At 65.7% G+C, this 21,655-nt stretch carries 16 protein-coding genes and 1 tRNA gene; 4 read left to right on the plus strand and 13 right to left on the minus strand.

What is annotated here, in order from left to right; all coding sequences use genetic code 11:
- Positions 1 to 5: 5 nt before the first annotated feature.
- The 3 genes from GPL20_RS18545 to GPL20_RS18555 are packed head-to-tail and all read right to left on the minus strand — an operon-like array spanning position 6 to position 3,771.
- Positions 6 to 1,526, minus strand: coding sequence for an amino acid ABC transporter permease (locus tag GPL20_RS18545; RefSeq protein WP_157330938.1), 1,521 nt, complete (start codon positions 1,524 to 1,526; stop codon positions 6 to 8).
- Positions 1,523 to 2,728, minus strand: coding sequence for an amino acid ABC transporter permease (locus GPL20_RS18550; protein WP_157330939.1), 1,206 nt, complete (start codon positions 2,726 to 2,728; stop codon positions 1,523 to 1,525). The genes GPL20_RS18545 and GPL20_RS18550 overlap by 4 nt, the downstream gene beginning before the upstream one ends.
- A 26-nt stretch (positions 2,729 to 2,754) precedes the next feature.
- The gene (locus GPL20_RS18555; protein ID WP_157330940.1) at positions 2,755 to 3,771 is read right to left on the minus strand and encodes an amino acid ABC transporter substrate-binding protein; all 1,017 of its coding nucleotides are present in this window, start codon (positions 3,769 to 3,771) and stop codon (positions 2,755 to 2,757) included.
- Positions 3,772 to 4,167: 396 nt separating this feature from the next.
- Between GPL20_RS18555 and metC the strand changes: the two genes are divergently transcribed.
- Complete coding sequence (metC, locus tag GPL20_RS18560; RefSeq protein WP_157330941.1) at positions 4,168 to 5,352, plus strand: cystathionine beta-lyase; 1,185 nt, start codon at positions 4,168 to 4,170, stop codon at positions 5,350 to 5,352.
- Positions 5,353 to 5,467: 115 nt separating this feature from the next.
- Here the strand turns inward: metC and GPL20_RS18565 are convergent, their stop codons facing one another.
- The 6 genes from GPL20_RS18565 to GPL20_RS18590 all read right to left on the minus strand — a co-directional run bounded on the left by GPL20_RS18565 (position 5,468) and on the right by GPL20_RS18590 (position 16,645).
- A complete protein-coding gene (locus tag GPL20_RS18565) occupies positions 5,468 to 5,806 on the minus strand; it encodes a lipid-A-disaccharide synthase N-terminal domain-containing protein (protein WP_157330942.1) in 339 nt (112 codons plus the stop codon).
- Positions 5,803 to 6,537 carry a glycosyltransferase family 2 protein gene (locus GPL20_RS18570; RefSeq protein ID WP_157330943.1) on the minus strand — a complete coding sequence of 245 codons (735 nt, stop codon included), beginning with the start codon at positions 6,535 to 6,537 and terminating at the stop codon, positions 5,803 to 5,805. Before GPL20_RS18570 ends, GPL20_RS18565 begins: the two co-directional genes overlap by 4 nt.
- A gap of 65 nt (positions 6,538 to 6,602) precedes the next feature.
- Entirely contained in the window at positions 6,603 to 7,448 is an 846-nt protein-coding gene (locus tag GPL20_RS18575; RefSeq protein ID WP_157330944.1) for a phosphatase PAP2 family protein, read from the minus strand.
- Between the two features lie 2 nt (positions 7,449 to 7,450).
- Complete coding sequence (locus tag GPL20_RS18580; RefSeq protein ID WP_157330945.1) at positions 7,451 to 9,193, minus strand: ArnT family glycosyltransferase; 1,743 nt, start codon at positions 9,191 to 9,193, stop codon at positions 7,451 to 7,453.
- Positions 9,194 to 9,243: 50 nt separating this feature from the next.
- Positions 9,244 to 11,304, minus strand: coding sequence for a penicillin-binding protein 1C (gene pbpC, locus GPL20_RS18585; RefSeq protein ID WP_167533094.1), 2,061 nt, complete (start codon positions 11,302 to 11,304; stop codon positions 9,244 to 9,246).
- A gap of 136 nt (positions 11,305 to 11,440) precedes the next feature.
- A complete protein-coding gene (locus tag GPL20_RS18590) occupies positions 11,441 to 16,645 on the minus strand; it encodes an alpha-2-macroglobulin family protein (RefSeq protein WP_157330947.1) in 5,205 nt (1,734 codons plus the stop codon).
- 404 nt (positions 16,646 to 17,049) lie between these two features.
- Between GPL20_RS18590 and GPL20_RS18595 the strand changes: the two genes are divergently transcribed.
- Positions 17,050 to 17,126: transfer RNA gene (locus GPL20_RS18595), tRNA-Arg, on the plus strand.
- Between the two features lie 19 nt (positions 17,127 to 17,145).
- On the opposite strand, the gene GPL20_RS18600 is transcribed toward GPL20_RS18595, so the two are convergent.
- Positions 17,146 to 18,486, minus strand: coding sequence for a hypothetical protein (locus tag GPL20_RS18600; protein WP_246250666.1), 1,341 nt, complete (start codon positions 18,484 to 18,486; stop codon positions 17,146 to 17,148).
- Positions 18,487 to 18,771: 285 nt separating this feature from the next.
- Here GPL20_RS18600 and GPL20_RS18605 point away from each other — a divergent pair, with 285 nt between their 5' ends.
- Complete coding sequence (locus GPL20_RS18605; protein ID WP_246250669.1) at positions 18,772 to 19,041, plus strand: hypothetical protein; 270 nt, start codon at positions 18,772 to 18,774, stop codon at positions 19,039 to 19,041.
- A 688-nt stretch (positions 19,042 to 19,729) separates the two neighbouring features.
- Complete coding sequence (locus GPL20_RS38895; RefSeq protein WP_167533095.1) at positions 19,730 to 19,891, plus strand: hypothetical protein; 162 nt, start codon at positions 19,730 to 19,732, stop codon at positions 19,889 to 19,891.
- 127 nt (positions 19,892 to 20,018) lie between these two features.
- On the opposite strand, the gene GPL20_RS18610 is transcribed toward GPL20_RS38895, so the two are convergent.
- From GPL20_RS18610 to GPL20_RS18620, 3 genes are all read right to left on the minus strand, one after another.
- On the minus strand, positions 20,019 to 20,789 hold the full coding sequence (locus GPL20_RS18610) for a hypothetical protein (protein WP_167533096.1): 771 nt from the start codon (positions 20,787 to 20,789) through the stop codon (positions 20,019 to 20,021).
- Between the two features lie 188 nt (positions 20,790 to 20,977).
- Entirely contained in the window at positions 20,978 to 21,190 is a 213-nt protein-coding gene (locus GPL20_RS18615; protein ID WP_157330950.1) for a DUF2273 domain-containing protein, read from the minus strand.
- A 76-nt stretch (positions 21,191 to 21,266) separates the two neighbouring features.
- Complete coding sequence (locus GPL20_RS18620) at positions 21,267 to 21,494, minus strand: hypothetical protein (protein ID WP_157330951.1); 228 nt, start codon at positions 21,492 to 21,494, stop codon at positions 21,267 to 21,269.
- Positions 21,495 to 21,655: the final 161 nt, after the last annotated feature.

Below are 21,655 nucleotides of genomic sequence, written 5' to 3' on the forward strand. Positions count from 1 at the left end.
CTCGATCAGTTGCGGCGGTGGGCGTTGAGGCGGCGCTCGACGAACAGGGAGTAGCGCGACATTCCGAAGCAGAAGATGAAGTAAATGATGCCGGCAAAGGCAAATCCGGTGAACGCGGTCGACGGCGTCGACCATTTCGGGTCCGAGAACGATGCCCGGAGCGAGCCGAGCAGATCGAACAGCGCCACGATCGAGACCAGGGAGGTGTCCTTGAACAGCGAGATGAAGCTGTTGACGAGGTTCGGAATGACGTGGCGCAGCGCCTGCGGCAGCACGATCAGCGAGGTCGTCTTCCACCAGGACAACCCCAGGGCCGCGGCCGCCTCCCCCTGCCCGCGCGGAATCGCGGCCAGCCCGCCGCGGACGTTCTCGGCCTGGTAGGCGCCCGTGAACAGCGCAATGCCGATCAGTGCGCGGACGAGACCGTCGACGGTGAAATTGCCGGGCAGGAACAACGGCAGCATGTAGGTCGCGAAGAACAGCACGGTGATGAGCGGCACGCCGCGCCAGAATTCGATGAAGGCGATCGAGAAGATCCGGATCAGCGGAATGGTGGAGCGGCGGCCGAGCGCCAGCGCGATACCGATCGGCAGCGAGGTGACGATGCCGGTGACGGAGACCACCAGGGTCACCAGAAGCCCGCCCCACAGATTCGTCGTCACGATCGACAGACCGCCGTGATCGAGGTCCATCAGCTTAATCACGACGGCGATGGCCACGAAGGTGGCGATGCAGGAGGCCAGAGCCCGCCCACCGGTGCGAACGCCGCCGCCGAGAACGAAGCCGATCAGGGAGACGATCGCGGCCGTGATGGCGAAATCCAACCAGACCGACTGCCCTGTGCCCTGGATCTGGTCGCGCAGCCAGGTCAGCGGGAAGATCAGCCAGGAGATCGCGGTGCCGACCAGCACGATCAGCTGGCCGACGATCCACAGCAGCGGCCCGATGGCCGAGGTCTTGCTGAGACCGAGCAGGACCTGTCCGGCGTTGATGATGCTGTCGTCGAACAATTCCAGCAGGCCCGCCGTCCAGCTCAGGCCGAAGCCTTTGATACCGCCGCCGTGCAGCAGGAAGAATGCGACCACCGGAAAGGCGAGGAAGAACAAGCCGGCGTTGAGCCCCTTCGCTGGCAGACGCGGAATGAGCAGCGGCAACAGCAGGACGACCGCAAGCAACAGCGTGAGGTTGACCCGCCAGCGCTCGGCCTCGGGATAGAAGCCGTAGATCAACTGCGGGAGCTTGGCCTGGATGTAGGGCCAGCAGGCCCCCACCGCGAAGCCGGCGTTCTCGGCGAGGCACGCCGTGCGGTCCTTGCCGCTCCAGACCGCATCGACGACGAGGAACCTGACGCTGGGAACGATGGTGAACCACAGCAGCAATGCGCCGATGATCGTGAGCAGGATGTTGGTCGGCGAGTTGAACAGGCGGGTGCGAACGAGGCCAATGAAGCCCGTGGTCTTCACCGGCGCCGGACGCTCGGTGAGCAGGTCCCGGCGGACGAAGCTGGACGAGGTGATATCGCTCATGCGCCCAGACTCCGGCTGACGCGCCAACCGTAGACGCTCATGACGGCGCTGGTGAGGAGCGAGATCAAGAGATAGACGCCCATCGTCATGGCGATGATCTCGATCGCCTGCCCGGTCTGGCTCAGCGAGGTGCCGGCGAACACGGAGACGAGGTCGGGATAGCCGATCGCGACCGCCAGCGAGGAATTCTTGGTGAGGTTGAGGTACTGGTTGGTCAGCGGCGGTACGATCACGCGCATCGCCTGCGGTATGACGATCAGCCGCAGCGTGGCGCCGCGGCTGAGGCCGAGTGAGGCTCCCGCCTCCATCTGCCCCTGGTGGACCGACAGGATGCCGGCGCGCACGATCTCGGCAATGAAGGCCGCGGTATACGTCGACAGCGCCACCGTCAGCGCGACGAACTCCGGAATGATCCGCGAGCCGCCGGCGAAGTTGAAGCCCCTGAGCTGCGGCAGCTCGAAGGTGAAGGGCAGACCGAACACCAGCGTGCTGAGGAGCGGCAGCCCGAACAGCAGCCCCAGCACGGAGGGCCAGATGCGGATCATCCGGCCTTCCTGAAACAGCGCGCGCCGCGCGTGGAAACGGAGCGCCAGCGAGGCGACGATGCCAAACGCCAGCATCGCCAGAAACGGCGCGAAGCCGCTCTCGCCGATCGGGCTCGGAACGACGAGGCCACGATTGCTGATGAAGGCAATGCCGAGCAGCGAAATGCTCTGCCGCGGGTTGGGCAAGGCCGCGAGCACCGCCAGGTACCAGAACAGGATCTGGAACAGCAGTGGCAGGTTGCGGATGATCTCGACATAGATCTCGCCGACGCGCGACAGCAGCCAGTTGGGCGACAGCCGGCACAGCGCGACGATGAAGCCGATCACGGTGGCGAAGACGATGCCGACCACCGAGACCACGAGCGTGTTCAGGAGCCCGACCACGAAAACGCGCAGGAACGTGTCCGAGCCGGTGTAGGAGATCAGGGTCTGGTTGACGTCGAAACCGGCATTGTTGCGGAGGAAGCCGAAGCCGGCCGCGATATGCTGGTTTTCCAGGTTGGCGCGGGCGTTGGAGACGATCTCATAGCCGATCCAGCCCAGGATCGCCGCGAAGGCAAACTGGACGGCAACGCCGTTCCAGCCTGCCTTGCCGCCCAGGATCCGCCTGATCTTCAGCGCGATCTGGGCCGGCGGTTTGCGGGCTTCGGTGCTCATCGCCGCGAGCCGCGGATCGAGCGGGATCAGCGGATTGGCGGCGCGTACTGGAGACCGCCCTTGTTCCAGAGATTATTGAGACCGCGATTGATCGCAAGCGGCGAGCCGGCGCCGACGTTACGATCGAACACCTCGCCGTAATTGCCGACCGCCTTCGTAATCCGGACCACCCAGTCCTTGGTCAGGCCGAGCTGTTCGCCGAAATTGCCATCGGTGCCGAGCACGCGCTTCAGCTCCGGATTCTCCATCTTGGCCTTCTCGTCGACGTTCTTCGAGGTCACGCCGAGCTCCTCAGCGGTGATCATCGCGAACAGCGTCCATTTCACGATGTCGAACCACTGGTCATCGCCGTGGCGCACCATCGGTCCGAGCGGCTCCTTCGAGATGATTTCCGGGAGCACCATGTGTTCGTTGGGATTGGCGAGCTTGAGGCGGTTGGCGTACAGGCCGGACTGGTCGGTGGTGAAGACGTCGCAGCGGCCGGCTTCATAGGCCTTGACGGTTTCGTCGTTGGTGGCGAACGCGATCACCTCGTACTTCATGTTGTTGGCCTTGAAGTAGTCGGCGAGATTTTGCTCGGTGGTGGTGCCGGTCTGGACGCAGACCGATGCGCTGTTGAGCTCGAGCGCCGAATTCACCTTGAGTGACTTCTTCACCATGAAGCCCTGGCCGTCATAATAGGTGACGCCGGTGAAGTTGGCGCCGAGCGACGTATCGCGCGAGATGGTCCAGGTGGTGTTGCGCGAGAGCACGTCGACTTCGCCGGATTGCAGCGCCGTGAAGCGGTCCTTGGCGGACAGCGGCACGTACTTGACCTTGGTCGGATCGTTGAAGATGGCGGCCGCCACCGCACGGCAGAGATCGACGTCGAGGCCGGTCCAGTTGCCCTTGTCGTCGGGCGAGGAGAAGCCCGGCAGGCCCTGGCTCACGCCGCAGGACAGCATGCCTCGGTCCTTGACGGTCTTGAGCGTTTGCGCATCGGCGGCTTGGGCGGTCAGGCCGGCGGCGAGAGCAAGAGTGATAGCCAGGGTTACGCGTTTCATGGGCTTTGGGCCTTTCAAAATCGTCTCAAGGTCAGGAACGTTGTCTCAGGATCGTCTCCGCCGGGACCGGTCGTACCAAAGACCGGCCTTGCAAGAGTCATGCTGGAAAACCTTGCCGAACACTCGCCGATCCCGGGAGGCCTTACCTTAATCCCCGTCGCAGGCGCCGGCCGTTGTGGCTGTGGCACATGGTTCGGTCAGACGATGGATCGAAGGTCGCGGCAGGCCCCTCAACATGCGGCGACTGAATAGCACCTGCGCATCTCAGAACGACTGGGGAGCCGGGTCAAGGGGTTGACGGGACTCTTCTGTGTTCTGTTATTAACGACAGCGGCCACCAGCCGGCTCGCGGGCGCCGCACGCGTCCGGCGGAAACGCAGTTTTGAAAGCAGACGCATGGATTCCTCGCACCCCTCGCAGCAGCACGCCGAGACCCGGCTGGTCACCTCCGGCCGCGACACCAAGGCGCAGAAGGGGTTCGTCAATCCGCCGGTCTTCCATGGTTCGACCGTGCTCTATCCGACTGCCGAGGACCTGCACGCCCATCGCGGCGAGTTCACGTATGGCCGCCACGGTTCCCCCACCACCAAGGCGTTCCAGGAGACGCTGATGGCGCTGGAGGGGGCGCAATGCGCCGGCGTCGGCATCGTGCCGTCGGGGCTGTCGGCGATCTCGACCACCCTGCTCTCGGTGCTGAAGACCGGCGACCACATCCTGGTCTGCGACAACGTCTACCGGCCGTCGCGCAATTTCTGCAACGGCATGCTGACCCGCTACGGCGTCGAGACCAGCTATTTCGATCCACTGATCGGCGCCGGCATCGAAAAGCTCTTCAAGCCCAACACCCGTGCCGTTCTGGTGGAGGCGCCGGGCTCGCAGTCGTTCGAGATGCCTGATATCCGCGCCATTGCCGAGGTCGCCCATGCGCGCGGCGCGCTCGTCATCGACGACAACACCTGGGCGACACCGCTCTATCACCGCTCGCTCGAACAGGGCGTCGACATCAGCATGCAGGCCGCCACCAAGTATATCGGCGGGCATTCCGACATCATGTTCGGCACCGTCTCGGCCAACGCCAAGGCCTGGCCGCAGATTGCCGAAGGCATCCGCCTGCTCGGCGTCTGCGCCGGCCCCGACGATGTTTTCCTCGCGCTGCGCGGACTGCGCACGCTCTCGGTGCGGCTCGCGCAGCATCACCGTTCGGGCCTGGAGATGGCGCGCTGGCTGGCCACGCGGCCCGAGGTCGCGCGCGTGCTGCATCCCGCGCTCGAAACCGATCCCGGCCACGCCATCTGGAAGCGCGATTTCACCGGTGCGTCCGGCCTGTTCAGCATTGTGCTGAAGCCGGCCCCGCAGAAGGCGGTCGACGCCATGCTCGACACGCTCAAGCTGTTCGGCATGGGTTTTTCCTGGGGCGGCTTCGAGAGCCTCGCGATTCCCTTCGACTGCGACGCCTATCGCACCGCGACCAAGTGGGCGCCCGGCGGCCCGACGCTGCGTCTGCACATCGGCCTCGAAAACGTCGACGACCTCAAGGCGGATCTCGATCGCGGCTTCGCTGCCCTCACCGCGGCAATGTGAGCCCGCTCACGAGGCATCTCGCCTCGGAACGCGGCAATCGCCGGCGAGCCTTAATCGGCGCACGAGGCCGATCAAGCCGCCCTGCCCGCGCGGCGGCGTTGCCGCGATAACGGAATCAGCGATCCAGCGTCTTCGAGGCGCTGCCGCGGTTCTTCCAGATCAGCATGATGTTTCGGATGTAGATGATGGTCGCGAGCGCCTGTCCGAGGATGATGACGGGCTCGCGCTTCACGACGCCGTAGACCAGCGTCATCAGCCCGCCGCCCATCGAGCAGAACCAGAACGCCATCGGCACCACGCTGTTGCCCGCGCGTTCGCTTGCGATCCACTGCACGAGAAAGCGCGCGGTGAAGAACAGCTGCGCAACGAGGCCGAACGCCAGCCAAAAGTCGAATTTGGCGACGAAGACGTCGTAGAGATAGTTGCTCAGCGCCTGACCGATTTGTATGATCATGCCTTCACCTCAGTCACATCTGGCGTCGGCTTCTTGCGGCGGATCAGCCACCACACGCCGGCGAGATCCATGATGCCGATCCACAGCCGGTCGAAGAAACCGTAGTTTGACACGCCGGAGTGACGCGGCCGGTCGATCACGTCCACATAGGCGATCTCGTAGCCTTCGCGCCGAACCAGCGCCGGCAGGAAACGATGCAGCCCGTCGAAATAGGGCAGCATCAGGAAGACCTCGCGCCGGAAGGCCTTCAACCCGCAGCCGGTGTCGCGCGTGCCGTCCTTCAGGATCGCGTTGCGGACCCCGTTCGCCACCCGAGACTGGAATTTCTTGAAGCCGGTATCCTTGCGCCCGACGCGTTGTCCCGCGGCAAGTCCGACGTTGCTGCCTTTCTCGACCGCCGCGATCAGGTCCGGCAGGAACGCCGGATTGTTCTGGCCGTCGCCGTCGAGCGTCGCCACGATCGTCCCGCGCGCCGCGCGCACGCCGCTGCGCACCGCCGCCGACTGGCCGGTCGATCTGGCGTGGCGAAGCTGCCGCAAATTGCCCCGCTGCGCCATGACGGACGCGAGCCGCTCCCCGGTCGCGTCCGTCGAGCCATCGTTGACGTAGATGATCTCGTAGGGCCAGCGGCCGTCGAGTGCCGCCCCGATCTCCGCGATCAGCGGCGCGATGTTGTCGGCTTCGTTGCGCACGGGAACGACGATGGAAACCGAAGGCTGGGACGACGACAAATCGAGGCTCGTGGTTGGAATTGGCCTACCCCTGAGGAACCGGCGACCCCGGCAGGCAGCCGCTTTTATGGGGCGGATGCCCCGCGGGCAACCCTTTTGAGGCGGCCCGAGACCGTCCCCGGAAGCGCCACGATGGTGCCGTCGGCACGAATGACGAAAGCGAGCCGCCGCGCGGCAAACCAATAACGGACCGCCATGGCGCCGACCATGCCGACCAAGGCACCGGCCACGACGTCGCTCGGGTGATGTGCGAGCAGCACCAGGCGGGTCAACAGGATCACGATTGCGTAAGTGAACATGAACACGCGCAGCCGCGGCCATAGCGCCGAGACTGCAAAGGCCAGCGCGAACGCCGTCACCGCATGGCCCGACGGCAGGCTGGCATAGGCCCCCGTCCCCTCGAAAGGTATGAAGTTGAACGGATTGGCCGTGCCGCCGACGAACGGACGCCCGCGCCCGATAAGGTATTTCAGGATCTCGGTGACGAACACGGACAGGGCAACAGATAGAAACACGAACTGGAGCCGTGTGCCGAGACCGAGCAGCAGGGTGCGGCGGGGGCCGTGCAATCCCGCTGCAACGAGCGCCAGGACAACCAGTGCACCCCCGAGCACCGAGAGCACGTACTCATCCTTGCCGAAATCGGTGAGGATGCGGATCGGCCACAGGCTTGGCGTGCCGCGCGCCGGCATCAACTGGATCTCGGTCAGGTCGAACGCAACCATCAGCACGATGATCACGGCCGCGCCTGCTGCGCTGAGCCACAGCGAATGCCGCGCCAGCGTGCGGGCGGCCATGGCGCGCCGTGAATGCGAGGGCGCACGGACAAGCTGCGCCAGCGCACGCCCTGACACCGCGAGCAGTTGCGCGGGATAGCTCGCACGCGGCGTGATGTCGGTCGAGGCAGGCATCCCTACTCGGTACCTTCCGAGCGGAAGATCGAGATCGAGATCGCACGCCCTTGCGAGAAATTATAGCCGTCGATGCGCGTGCCGACCTTGTAGCGCAACCCGATCGCCTCGGCGCGCTGCACGAAGCTGCGCTCCGAGCGCTGCTCGATCAGCGCAAAACGGCAGCTTCCTTGCCTGAGGAAGTCCGCTGCGCCGGAACCGTCCGTGAGCAGCGTCTGGGTGCCCGTCAGAAAGACCAGGCTCGGTTCGTGATAGCCGGCAGCAGCCGCCTTCGGCCCGACACAGGTGACGTTGCGAAGCGCGCGTGCGATCTCGATGCTCGGAAACAGCGGGGTCAGCGACGGCAGCACGATGCCGTAGACCGTCACCGCCAGCATCAGGGCCGCGACCAGCGCGTTGAGCAGCGAGCGCTCGGCGCGGTTGTTGTCGTAGAGCCACCAGGCGAACAGGCCGAAGATCAGCGACGCCGCGATGAACGGCCAGGCCACGAAAGCCGGCTGCCGCGTCAATATCACCGCGCCGACCACTGCAATGACCGAAGCGGCCGCGGGAATCGCGAACCACCAGGCTGAGCCGCGCATCAGCCAGGACCGCGACAGCACCCGCCGCTCCAGCGCGCCGACGGTGAGGATCGCGATCGCGGGGTATAGCGGCAGCACGTAATGCGGCAGCTTGGTCAGGACCGCCTCGAACACGATCCAGGAGGGGATCAGCCAGGCCAGCAGGAATTGCGCGCCGGGCTCGCGCCGTGCGCGCCACACCGCGGGCGCCGCCATCGCCGCGAGCGGTGCGCCCGGCCAGAAGGTGATCCAGAACAGCGCCAGGTAAAGTCCGGGCGGCGCGCCATGGGATTCCTGGGCCCCTAACTTGCTCAGCATGTCGCCGCCGACGGAATCGGCGAAGAAGGCATCGCCCGCGCGCCAGAAGATCGCGACGAACCAGGGCAGCACCAGCACCAGCATCCACATCAGGCCCCAGAGCGGCCGCAGCTTCCACAGCCAGGAGGCGTCGCGGTCCAGGATCGCGAGCGCGACGATGGTCAGGCCGGCGAACATCAGGATCAGCGGGCCCTTGATCAGGATGCCGACGGCAAGTGCGGTCCAGAAGATCGCGGGCCAGCTCCAGGGCGGATGCGTCTCGTCCTCGGCCCGCTGCCACGACAGATAGGCCCGCGCCATCGCGCCCATCGCGGCGACCACGCAGAACAGCAGCATCGCGTCGGTCTTGGCGAGCCGCGCCTCGACCCCGAGCAGCACGGAAGCACACATCAGGAGCGCAGCCAGAACAGCGGCGCGCCGTGTGACGAAACCGAGCGCCGCCCAATAGGTCATCAACACCGCGCCGATTGCCCCGATCAGCGATGGCACCCGGTAGACCCAGATCCGCAATTCGGCCTTCGGCAGCTTGAGTGCCGAGGCGGCTTCAACCGCGGCCGATTGCAACCAGTAGATGCCGATGGGCTTCTTGTAACGGACGTCCTCCTGGAAGCGGATGTCGACATAGTCGCCGCTCTCGACCATCTGCTTGGTGGCCTGGGCGAAGCGCGCCTCATCGCGGTCAACAGGCGGGATGGTGAAGAACCCCGGCAGGAAGAGCAGCAGCGCGCAGAGCACCATGAAGCCGACCGCGCGGGCGTGACTGGCCGTGACGATATCGAGCATGCGCACCAGTCCGCTGCCCGGATTCACGGGTGATTTCGACTCGCGGGGCGCTCCAAAACGGGGAGTTGGATAGGTCTCGGCCATTGGTTCCGCTTACGCTGAAACCGCCATCGCCACAACCGCTTAAGGCAGGGTCATTGAATTCGAATGACAACTGTGTCCGCGGCGCCAGTGGCGTCGATGACGGTGAGCCGCGCAAAGCCCGGACCGGGCGGATCGATCAGGCGCTGGCGACGGCCGTCGATCTCGCCAAGCGCGGTGCCGTTAACCATGATGGTCATGGGCAGGACGCCGCCGGCGACTTTCACGGGCATGGCGGCCGCCTCTGCCCCGCCCGAGCGATCGACGTCGATCCGTGAGCCGTTCAGCGGAAACTGGATGTGCAGCGCCTGTTCACCGCCGGTCCGCACCAGTTCCCCGACCGGGCGGAACCGCTTCAGCGGCAGCGGCAGCTTGGCGTTGCTGGCCACCAGGGTTCCCTTTGGCGGCTTCGGCAGCGGGGCCAGCGTCTTGCCGGTCCGGGCAAAGGCGTCGAACAGGATGGGAGCTGCGGCGACGCGACCGATCAGGCCCGGAACCGGCGCCCCGTCGGGCCGGCCGACCCAGACGCCAATGGTCATGCGGCCGTCGAACCCGACCGACCAGGCGTCGCGATAGCCGTAGGAGGTGCCTGTCTTGAACGCGATGCGGTTGTGAGCGGCATTTTCCGGCGGCGGCGTACCCAGCAGCACGTTGCCGACCTGCCAGGCCGCAACCTGATCCAGCAACCGCAACGGTTCGCGGTCATCCTTGGCGGCCATGACCTCGCGCAGCGGCTTGGTGGTGCCGAGCCGTGCGAAACCCGTATAGAGCTGGGTGAGGTCCTGGAGCGTTACGCCGACGCCGCCAAGGCCCATGGCGAGGCCCGGCGCCTCGTCCTTGGGCAGCACGAGATTGCCGCCGGCCTGACGCAGCCGCGAGGCCAGCCGGCTGGAGCCGACGCGGTCGAGCAGCACGATCGCCGGCACGTTCAGCGACAATTGCAGCGCCTTCCGGACCGGCACCGTGCCCTGGAACGTCATGTCGAAATTTTCCGGCGCGTAGGAGCCGAAGCGCACCGGGCGGTCGTCGATCAGGCTCTCCGGATGCACGAAGCCGTCCTCGAATGCGAGTCCATAGATGAACGGCTTCAGTGTCGACCCCGGCGAGCGGATGGCGCGGGTCATGTCGACCTGCCCTGCCCGGTGCTCGTCGAAATAATCGGCAGAGCCGACGCGTGCGAGCACGTCGCCACTCTCGTTGTCGACGACGATGATGCCGACCGAAATGTTCGGCCCGAGCGCAATGGCGCGGTCATGCGCCAGCGGCTCCAGCACCTTCTGCAAGTTCGCATCCAGCGTCAGCTTGATGACCGGCGTGTCCTTCACGACCGAAAGCGCGGTGTCGGACGCATGCGGCGCCAGGATCGGCATCGGCTTGCGCAGCTTCGGAATGGGAACGGCCTTGGCCTGCTTCGCATCCTCGAGGCTGACCTGATGCTCTCCGACCATGCGATCGAGCACGCGATCGCGCGCGATGCGGGCAGCCTCGGGATGGCGGTCGAGCCGGCGCGTCTCCGGCGATTGCGGTAGCGCGACCAGCAGCGCGGCCTCGGCCAGCGACAGCCGCTTCGGCTCCTTGCCGAGATAGGCGATCGAGGCCGCGCGGATGCCTTCGAGATTGCCGCCGTAGGGTGCAAGCGCGAGGTAGAGATCGAGGATCTCATCCTTGCTCAAGCTGCGCTCCAGCTCGATTGCGCGCACCATCTGCCGCAGCTTTGCGTAAAGCGAGCGCTGTCGCCGCGGCTCCATCAGCCGCGCCAGCTGCATGGTGATGGTCGAGCCGCCCGAGACGATGTGGCCGCGCGTCGCAAGCTGCAAGGCGGCCCGGCCCAGCGCCAGCGGGTCGATGCCATCGTGGGCGTAGAAGCGCTGGTCCTCATAGGCCAGCAGCAGCTTGAGATAGGTCGGGTCGACGCTCGTCCTGGCATCGACCGGCAATCGCCAGCGCCCGTCGGCCATCGCATAGGCGCGCAGCAGCTTGCCGTTGCGATCGACGATTGTGGTGGAGACCTGCCGCGCCTCGTCGAGAGGGAGCGGACCGAGCGAATAGACCCAGGCGACGAAGCCGACGATGGTGAGGATGAAGGCAAACGCGCCGGCAGAGAGAGAACGCATGGTCGTGCGCCCTGCTCCGCTGCCGTCATTCCGGGGCGGCTCGAAGAGCCGAACCCGGAATCTCGAGATTCCGGGTCTGGTCCTTCGGACCATCCCGGAATGACGAGAAATGCGCTCAGCCTCGCTCATCCATCACTCACTTCGCCGCCCGCACCTCGACGCTGCCCGTGCCGGTCCGTCCGTAGCGCGAGGGATTGTACATGTCCTCGACATAGGCCTGCGGCAGCACGTATTTGCCGGGCGAGACCGCGCGCACGACATAGGCGACGGTAAAGACCGACTTGGAGTCCGACGCCCGATCCACCGCCGCGGTGAAGCGGTCGTCGCGGAACTCGGTGTCTTCAGGCTCCTCGCCATCCTCGATCCAGTCCAGCGTGCCGCTGTCGCCCGACGACACCAGCTTCGGATTGTCGATCTCGAGGCCGGCCGGGAGATAGTCGGACACCATGATGTGGCCGTACTCCGGCTTCGCCTCGGTGATCTTCAACACCACCGCGAAGCGCTGGTTCTGCTTGACCTTGCTGATGTCGGCCGGCTTGCCATCGAGCGTGAAGTAATTGCGCTCGATCTTGAAGCCGTTCGATGCGGCCGGTTCCGGCGTCACCGGCGAGCCCGACACCGAGACCACCGCCTGAACCGGCGCATCGCCGGTGTTGGTGATCTTCAGCGGCTTGCCGCTGAGCGTATCCGCCTTGTAGCTGCGATAGAGCGCGGTCTTGACCGGCTGGCCGTCGACCTCGATCGAAAGGTTTTCTTTCGCCAGCGCCCGTGCCGCCAGCACCAGCCACGCATTCTCCTGCGTGGAGGTGTAGGGCGTCAGCCCGCGCGCGGTCTCGACCCGCGCCACCGCCTGCGTCAGCGTCGCCTTCGGCGCATTGCCTTCGCTGGCGAGCGATACGAGTGCTGCGGCATCGCGGAGCTGCGAACCGTAATCGGTACGGCCGAACTCCAGCACGGGTTTTGGCGCGAGGCTGTCGAGCGCGGCGCCATAGACGCGCTCCGCACGGTTGCGGTCACCGACCAGCGCCAGCGCCGCCGCGAGCTGCGACTTCGCGATGGGTGTCGCGAGATTGCTCAGCTTGGTGTCGGCGAGGTAGCGGAGATCGCCGATCGGCGCTGCGCCATTGCGTGCGAGCACATACAGCCCATAGGCGAGATCGCGGCCGCCGTCCTTCTCCGGCTCGTTGCCGTTGACCACGGAGTTGCGGATGCGGTCGAGCGCGTTCTTGAACAGGACGTCCGGCACCGCAAAGCCCTTTTCACGGGCGCGGGTCAGGAAGTCCGTCACATAGGCGTCGAGCCAGGCATCGTCGCCGCCCGCCGACCACAGGCCGAACGAGCCGTTCGAGCCCTGGCGCGCCAAGAGACGCTCGATCGCGTCGCGGATGCGCTGGTCAACCTCGGTGTCCATGGCGAGATGCGCACCGGCCGCGAGGTCATTGACGTAGAGCAGCGGCATGGCGCGGCTGGTGATCTGCTCCGAGCAGCCATAGGGATAGCGGTCGAGCGCTTTGAGGATCGTCGCCGCATCGAGCGCCGTCGACAGGCTCGCCGAGACCGAGACGCTGCCGGTGCCCGGCACGAGGTCGGAGAACATGTCCGAGGTCAGCGTCAGGCTCTCGCCCTTGGCAAGCGTCCGGATCGAACGCCGCGCCAGCACCTGCGTCGCCGCCTTGACGTCGAGCGCATAGTGGCGCGCGAGTGCCAGGCCATTCGGGCCCTTGATGTCGACATCGAGCGTCGCCTGCCCGGCTGCGGTCGCATCCAGCGCCAGCGAGAACGAGTTGCGCTGCTTGGCGGCGAGCTTGACCGTGGTTGCGGGATTGCCGGTCATCTTGACCGGGCCGCCCGTCTTCACGTTGATGACGTAGTCGCCGGCCTGGCCCTCGACATTGTCGATCTCGAGATTGACCGTGCCGCGGTCGCCATTGAGCAGGAAGCGCGGCAGGGTCGTGGTCAGCACCACGGGGTCGCGGATCACGACGTCGGTGTTGGCGCGGCCGAGTTTCGTCGCGGTCCACGCCACCGCCATCACGCGCGCGGTGCCGGCGAACTCCGGAATATCGAAGCTCACTTCGGCCGTGCCGTCAGCGCCAACGGTGACGATGCCGGAATAGAGCGCGAGCGGCTTTTGCGCCGGCGGCGAGCCCTGGAGCTCGGCCGCACCGGCATCGCCACCGGACTTGATCTGGCCGCGCGTGCCCGACATGCCGTCGATCAGCTGCCCGTAGAGATCGCGGATCTCCGCGGTCAGGCGGCGCTGGCCGAGATAGTAATCATCCGGCGCCGGCGGCTTGTAATTGGTGAGGTTGAGGATGCCGACATCGACCGCCGATATTACGACCTTGGCGTCCTCACCCGGATTGAGCCCGTCGAGCTTGACCGGGATTTTCAGCGTCGCATTCGGCCGGATCAGCGCCGGCGGCGTCAGCTTCACCTGGAGCGTGCGGGTCTGCTTGTCGATGCCGAACCATTTCAGCCCGATCGCCCGGCCCGGCATGCGCTGCGCGGCGGCGTCGAGCGGACGGCGGAGCGTTGCGACCACATAGGCACCAGTGCCCCAGTCCTTGCCGACCGCGAGCTTCACCTGCGCGGTGCCTTCCTTGACGTCGATCGTCTGCGTCGTCAGCAGGCGGTCGCCGAGCACGTTGATGGTGAGCTTGCCGGCGCTGCGGACGTTGACCGACACCGTCATGGTGTCGCCGGAGGAATATTGCGGCTTGTCGATCGAGGTCTCCAACAGATCCGGCGTATCGGCGCTGCCCTCCGAATACCAGCCGACATCGAACTGGACCGAGGTCACCGGGCCGTCGGCGTCGTTGGACTTCACGTCGAGCCGGTAGCGGCCGGGTTGTGGGCTCAGCGAAATCCGCGACGGCTTGTCGGCGGCGATCGCAAGTTCACCGTTGGCGACACGCGAGGTCGACTTGACCGGCTCGTATTCCCAATAATTGTTCTGGCGATACCACTGGTAGCGCGACTCCATTTTCAGGAGCTCGTAGCGTAGGCCGTCGCGGCGAAGCGTCTGCCCCTCGGGCGAGACGAACACGACCTCGAACTCGGCCTTGTCGCCCTCGGCGACGTTCTTGTCGCCGAACAGCGGCTTGATGCCGATCATCGCGGTCGCCGGCGCGACCGGCAGCACAAGCTTGCGCTCGACGGCGCGGCCCCCGGTCTCGACCATGCGGACGAAGATCTGCGCCTCCTGCGGACGCGTCGAGGCCGGCTGCTTGTCCAGCGTCACCGGGAAGGTCGCAACGCCATTGGCGTCGGCCTCGGGCAGATTCTCCAGCGGCGTGCGCTCGTTCGAGGTGGTCTCCTCGTCGGCGACGCCGAACTGGTAGCCGGCAAAGCCCGGACGTTCGCTCGCGGGGGCCACGAGCATGTCGCCTTCGAGCTGGAGGCCGGAGGCCGGCGCACCGTAGAGGAAATGGCCGTCCGCCTTAAGCTCCACTGGAGCGTTAGCTTTGATCAGCTTGTCCTTGGCAGACAAGTCGAATTCGATCCGATCGGGGACGTAATCCTCGACCATGAAAGTGGTCTCTCCGACTGACGAGCCCTTCGGATCGGTGAAGGCGCGCACCCGCCAGGTCCCGGTCGGCACGGCCGAATTCAGCGGCACGGCAAGGGTGCGGCCGCCAGCGCCCTGGTCGGCCAGCACGGCGCGGCGGAATTCGACGCCGTCGGGACGCTCGATCACCAGCGTCAGCGGTCCGCCGGTGACCGCATTGCCCTGCCCGTCACGCAGCAGCGCCGTGAGATACACGGTCTCGCTGGAGCGGTAGACGCCGCGCTCGGCATAGACGAAGGCATCGGCGCCCGCCGGCACTGCACGGCCCGCAACGCCGCGATCGGACAAGTCGAAGGCGGAGGACTTGAGGCTGAGGAAGGCGTAGTCGGCCTTCTCGCCTGTAACGGTGAGCAAGGCCGGCGACAGGCCGCCCTCGCCGCGCGCGAGACCGGCCTCGAACAGCACGTGGCCGCTGTCGTCGGTCTTGCGCGTGGCCAGGATCTCGTTGTTGCGGGCAACCAGCCGCACCTCGGCTTTGCCGACCGGATCGGTCGAGGCCAGCGAGTTGACGAAGACGTGGATGCCGTCATTGCCGGAATAGGCTGTGACGCCGAGGTCGGAGACGATGAACCATTGGGTGGCGAGCTGGTAGTCGTCGTCGGAGCCCGGGCCCTTCGCCGCGGCGGTCATCACGTAGACGCCGGCCTGGAGCTCGCCAAGCGCCTGGTCGACCGGGAATGCCGTGGTGACGTCCTGGTTCAGCGTCGTCGCGGTCGCGAGCTCGCCGGACCAGACCTTCACGCCGCGCTCGTCGCCGAGATCGGTGAGCTGATATTTCGACAGCGTTTTCTGAAAGTCGCTGTCGACCACCGTGTTGATCAGATTGCGGTCGCCGATCCGGAAGACGTTGATGCTGACCGCGGGCGTGTTGACGCTGACGACGGGAATGCCGCGCTGGCCGGTCCTGGGCAGCACATAGGCGCGGCTGGTGAAGCGCACGAAGGGCTTGCGGTCGCGCACATAGACGTTGAACTCGGCCGATTTCGGCAGCCCCTCCTTCACCGTCGACGGCAGGCCGGCGCGCAGATTGATGTTGTAGCGCTCGCCGTGCTTCAGCCCGTCGACACAGAGCTGCTTGCCTTCGGCCGACAAGGCCGGCTTGTCCTGGCCCGCCAGCGCCAGGAACGGCGCGAAATCGGTGCGCTTGGCCAGCTCTTCCGAGAACTGGAAGCAGGCGCGCGGGCTCGCCGAGTCCGAATCCACGGTATAGTCGAGCAGCCGGAAGCCGTGCTCGTCGCGCATCTTCTCATATTGGCCGCGGACGTCGGCGACCTCGCGCATGTCGAGCGACAGCCGCAGCGCATCCAGCGCCGGCCGCCACAGCTTCCGTTCCGCGAGCGACTTGCCGAGCACGGCGAGCGCGTCGGCCTCCTCGCCCGGATTGCCGGCGCGCAGGTAGGCGATGTAGGCGGCGGTCGAGGCGCGCTCCAGGAGGAAGGTCTGCTCGCTTGAGCTCTTCGGCGAGATCTGGAAAATGACCTTGGCGAGCCGCAGCCAGTTGCCGGCATCCTCGGGCGCGGTCGCGGCGATCTGGCCGAGGACCGAAAGGCCGGTGCGATAGTCGTTGCGCCGGAAGGCGGCGTCGGCGTCGGTGCGCAGCGTCGCGCTGGTCTTGGCGACCGGCCCCGCCTCGCTCTTGATCTGCGCCTCCAGCTTGATCGCGGAATCAGCGAGATCGTCGCGCTTGAAGGCCTTGTCGGCGGCTTGCGCGGCCACAAGGCCGAATGCCAGCGTGGCGCAGATTGTGACGGCGCGAACCAGACCGATCATAATGGACTCCCGGGAAATCGCGGACGAGCGCCCGCGGCGGCGATGAAGTGCGCGGAAAGGTGACGGACTCATGGCGATGGAACCAAAGGTGCAAAACGTCGCATTCGCCATAGCAAGGCAAGCCCAGAGGAGACTGGTCGAGATACCGCCGCGCACGCCGTCCTGATGGCGCAGCAATACCGGGCCAGTCGACCGGCGCCCATGTCCCGGAAGCTGGCCAGCGTTCCCGGCGATGTGATCCATCGTCCAGTCCGCTGCCGCTCGACCCGGCACCCTGACATGCCACCGTTCCGCTTTGTCGCGGGGGCGAGGAAAACGGTTCGGTTCAGACTTGGCGAAACGCCAGATTTTTCATATTGGCATGGTAGATGAACAGCCGGCCCCAAACCGGGGCGGCTCAAGACGGTCCCGTAGCTCAACTGGATAGAGTAGCGGATTTCTACTCCGCGGGTTGCAGGTTCGAGTCCTGCCGGGATCGCCAAGCCGTGCCGGCTCGACGTTCAAATCTTCAAATCGTCGTCAAAGTTGGCTGGCGATACCGCCTTGGGACGACGAAATCCCCTTCGTCCGTTGCCCAGATCAGCCTGATGCATCCCCCACCAACGGGCAATCGCCGCAGTCAGACCATCCCAGAGCTCCGTCGGAAGATCCGGGACGGCCACCCGGACGCTGTAGCGATCCGTGGTCGCGTGGTGAAACCACTCGGTTGCGGCGAAGTCGAAGCCGAAGCTGCCAGCGTGGCGAATCGGAAATCCCTCTCCGCTCAAGTCACGGCTCATCAGTTCGGCCGCGCGCCGTGCGCTGGCCTCATCGAGCGGGCGCTTGCCACGGAGCGTGACATAGAGGCCGTGGCTGAAGTGCAGCTCGGCCGCAAGGGGCGCCAGCTCCGACGCAAAATATCGGCTCATGCGCCGGCCGTTGCGCAAGATCGCCGCGATGCGCCGTCTTGTCAGCTTCCAATAGGCCGCCGTACCCACATAGGGCGGAAAGTGCGCCGGCAGTGCCGCGCCGCCGAGCAGGCGCACGGCATCGCTTGTTTCCCGCGCCAGGTGCTCGAAAAACGAACCGGAGCCATTCTCGCCGGGGTCGACGAAGACCGCAGAACCGAGCCGGCCGTACTCCGCTCCGAGCGAATCCAGCTTGGTATGGCTTCGGACCATCACGACGGGAATCCGGCATCGCCGGGCCCATCGGAGTGCCCGCCGGATGCGGCCCGATCCGCCGGCAAAACAGGTCGTGTCGAAGATCAGCAGGTCCAGCCCGGACGCATCAACGCGAAGGACCGCCTCGAACGCGCCGGCCGGGATGCATGAATCCAGCAGCAAGATCCTGCGCGAGACAGCCCGGGCCAGCGCATCGCCTGGCGGTCCCTTCAAGGTAACAAGCCGCAAATGAGGGACAAGACGCTCGATCAACTCGATCGTCTCGCCGTAGCAGCCTGGCATCACCAGGATATCGGCCTTGTCGAAGACCGCTGCGGAGGCCAGCAGCAGCGCCGAGATCGCCGCCATGCCCGAGGCGGTGTAGACCGCCCGGCCGGTGCAGCCGCTCTCGTCTTGATAGAATGACGGACCGACCACCCTGAGATCCGCGCGCTGATAGTCGTAAGTGAACCTGAACGGTCCGCTTGCAGGACACGCCGTCGCCGACCACGCCGTCTCCGTCGCCTTCCAGTCTCGCAGCTCGTGGTCGGCGCGCAGTGCGGCAGTGATCCGGAATTTAGCCTTGATGACCTCGTCGACCGATTGCGGAGGGGACAAAGGCAATGGACTTCTCAGGCATTCATTCAACAGCCTGAGTTCCTCATGCTTGCGTTCCAGATAGGCCTGAATGGTCTCCATGTGCGTCTTGGCAAATCCGAGTTTTATTCAACGCTCGGAAAGTGCCTTGGGTCCAACGCCAGCCTGCTGCAACGAAGATCGATCTCCGTATCGTCAAGCCCGATTCGAAGCGCCGACCGAGGTCGCGTCGCGAGCAAAGGCTAAACGACGGGCAACGCTTTACAAATCTGTCGCACTTCAAGAACGCGTGCGCAGGCCTGTCCCGAAGACAGCAGAGCCCTACTTATCCGGCATGCAGATGAGACGTGGAAGGGCTTTGTGATGTCGTCAACCGAATGGACAAGAATGGCCATCACATCCGGGATTGCCCTCGCCGCAATGTCCTTCTTGGCAATCGACGCGGTCACGGACGTGAACCCCGTTGAGATCGCAAAACGCGCTGAAATGGTGCAGGCTTCGATTGCGGACGCAGCGGCGAGTCAACAGCAAAGGGTCGTTGCCGTTCACGCATGGATGCGTGGAAGCGACCAGAAACCTCATTCGGTCATGTACCGATCATGCCCGCAAGATCATGTGCATGGACCGAAGCCGGTAGACATCGATCGCGGCGTCTGACTGAAGCAGCCGTCGCCTCTCTCCGCATGGCATCATGCGGTGGTCGAGCCGGATCAGGATCAGCCGCCAAGGCGCATCGCACCGAGTGCGGCACGACAATAATCCCAAGCATCGCGGAACGAGCTTACAACCTGCACGTTTGATCTCACGAAATCGAGTGGTGCCGACCTACCAGCCCCGGTCGGCCTCGAAGAGCCCCGTGCTTGTCCCCCGAGCACGGGGTTTTTCTCGTGAATCAGGTGCAACGGATGCGGTTGGTACCGGAGCAGGTCGGGGGCGGATGCGCAGGGCGCGCTCAGTCTGCCCGCTCATCGCGCCGATCGCGGGCGAGCTGATGCCATGCCAGCGCCAGTTCGATCAGTCTTTGCCGGTCGGCGCCTTCGGACGCCGCGGCGCGCTTCATCGCCGCCTCCGCCTCGTGCTGCGGATCGTACTTGCTACACATGAGGCCAACCTAGCCGGACGATCTGGACAAGCGCATGGCAATTTTGTCCGTATGATTGCGGTGTAACGCCTTGGCCACTCGGACGTGCGCGGCAAATCTCATTGGCGCGAACAGGTCGCGGACGAGGCAGCGCGCCGTGGTCAGCCAGTTGAATCTGTGAATTGCATCACAGCCTGCGGCCGGCATCTCCGCTAAAGAGAATCTCGACGCTCCGTGGAGCGCGCGAAGGCATGGGTGGCCGTCATGAGGCGAGAAGCTGCTGCCAAGGCCGACGACCGAACGCAGCGACCAAGGTCCGACGTGCTCGGCATTGCGCGTCTTGCGACCATCGGCATTGTGATGCTGGCCTGGATCGCAGGCCTGGTCTGGAGCGTGATGGCGTTCATGGACTGGCTCGTCTCCTGAGCCGCGATCAGTCGCTGCTTGGCGCGGTCTGCGCGCGGCCGCGGACGCGATGCAATTGGATCGGCGCCAAAACAAAAAAGAGGCGGGCCTGCGCCCGCCTCCTTCACATCGGAATGCGACCTGGGTCTTAACGGCATGCCCGCGGATCGGCCATCACATATTGGCCGTTCGGATAGCGGTAGTAGCAATTGCCCTCCGCCCAGTAATAGCCGGGCTGCGATGCGGCGGTGGCGCCGGCAATCGCACCGGTCGCGCCGCCGAGGACGGCGCCTGCGGCGGCGCCGGTCGCATTGCCGGAGATCAGGCCGCCCAGCACGCCGCCGACAATGGCCCCGCCGAGCGCGCTCGCACCGGGATCGGCTGGCGGCGGAGGCGGAGGTGGTGGCGCGTAGGCGACCGGGGGCGGCGGCGGTGCGTAGGCCACGGGCACGTCGTCGATATACTCTTCCGAGACGTAGGCGGGCGGCCCGTCCATCCGCTGCGGATAATAATACCAGACGCCGCCGACGTCCCACCACCAGCCGGAGCGACCGTTGTGGACCTCGTGGCGCCAGCGACCGCCATCCCAGGCGCGATTGCCGCGATAGGCGTGTCCGCCCCAATCGCGTGTTGGTACGGGACCGCGGACATAATGTCCCGGCGGCGGGCCGCCGGCGCCGTGCGGGCCTGGACCCGCGTGGGGCTGGCCAACGGGCTGCTGCGCGGGCCGGGCCGCCTGCTGCGGCGGACCCCTGCGCACGTTCTGATTGGTCTGGGGCGGCGCGCCTGCGCCCGGCCCTGCCGGCGGCGGGCCGGCATCTCTCGGCGGTCTGGCCTCCTGCGCCTGCGCCGAGAGCGCGAGCAACGACATGGCCGAAACCAAGGGAATGATGATCTTCATGCGGCTGGACGCACTCATGCGTGCTTGACCCCCTACTTTCTCAATCGCCGTGCTCAATTGCCGTGGTCCTGACGCGATAGACGATTCGCCTCGCGCCTGGCTGATGCCGGCTGACATAACTGACCTGCGCGGCCGGTTAAGTCCCGTTACAAATGATTAAGATCACGGCAATTTTTCGTCCCGAGGGGGTGCGGCTGGAAGCGCCTCTAGCGGGCCGGCTCGATCACGTTGCAGTTGCTCCGCCCTGACATCAGGCAGTCCTGCATCTTGCTGGCGGCAGTGAGATCGCGCGCGAGCCACCAGCCGATGCCCAGGATCACGACGGCGATGATCAACCCCGCGATCGCGCCGCGGCGATTGCCGCCGGACGGGGACTTCGGAGAGGATCTGGGCTTCAGGCCCGGTTCGGGCTTGGACATGGCTACCTGGTCGCTCGGGCCAGACGCCTTTATCACCTCTGCGACGTGGCGTCACATCCCGATCGGCCGATCCGGTTCAACCCCGGGTCGGCCGGATCGCTTCCTTGCGCGAGGTCTCGACCGCCGGGGTCGCCCGCGGTGCGCAGGTCGTGAGCACGAACGCGGTCTGGGTGCATTCCCAGTCAGCACCCAAGACGGTATTCTCGATGGGTTGCGGACGCGCAAACAGCAGCGTGGCACCGACCAGCGCCGCCACCACCAGGGTGAGCGCAAGCGCCTTCAGGCTCAGTCGAAAGATCGTCATGCCCGTGCTCCGTCGCGTATCGGGCGGACGCTAGGCGTCGCCCGGGGTGCTCCCTTATGAGGGACATCACAATTCGGCAGTTTTTCGGGGCTACGAGAGATCGTCGGGGGTTGGCGATTTTTCGTCTACCTGATCGGCTGCGATTATGGGTGGCTTCGCGA

This window comes from Bradyrhizobium cajani (assembly GCF_009759665.1).
Classification (GTDB): Bacteria; Pseudomonadota; Alphaproteobacteria; order Rhizobiales; family Xanthobacteraceae; genus Bradyrhizobium; species Bradyrhizobium cajani.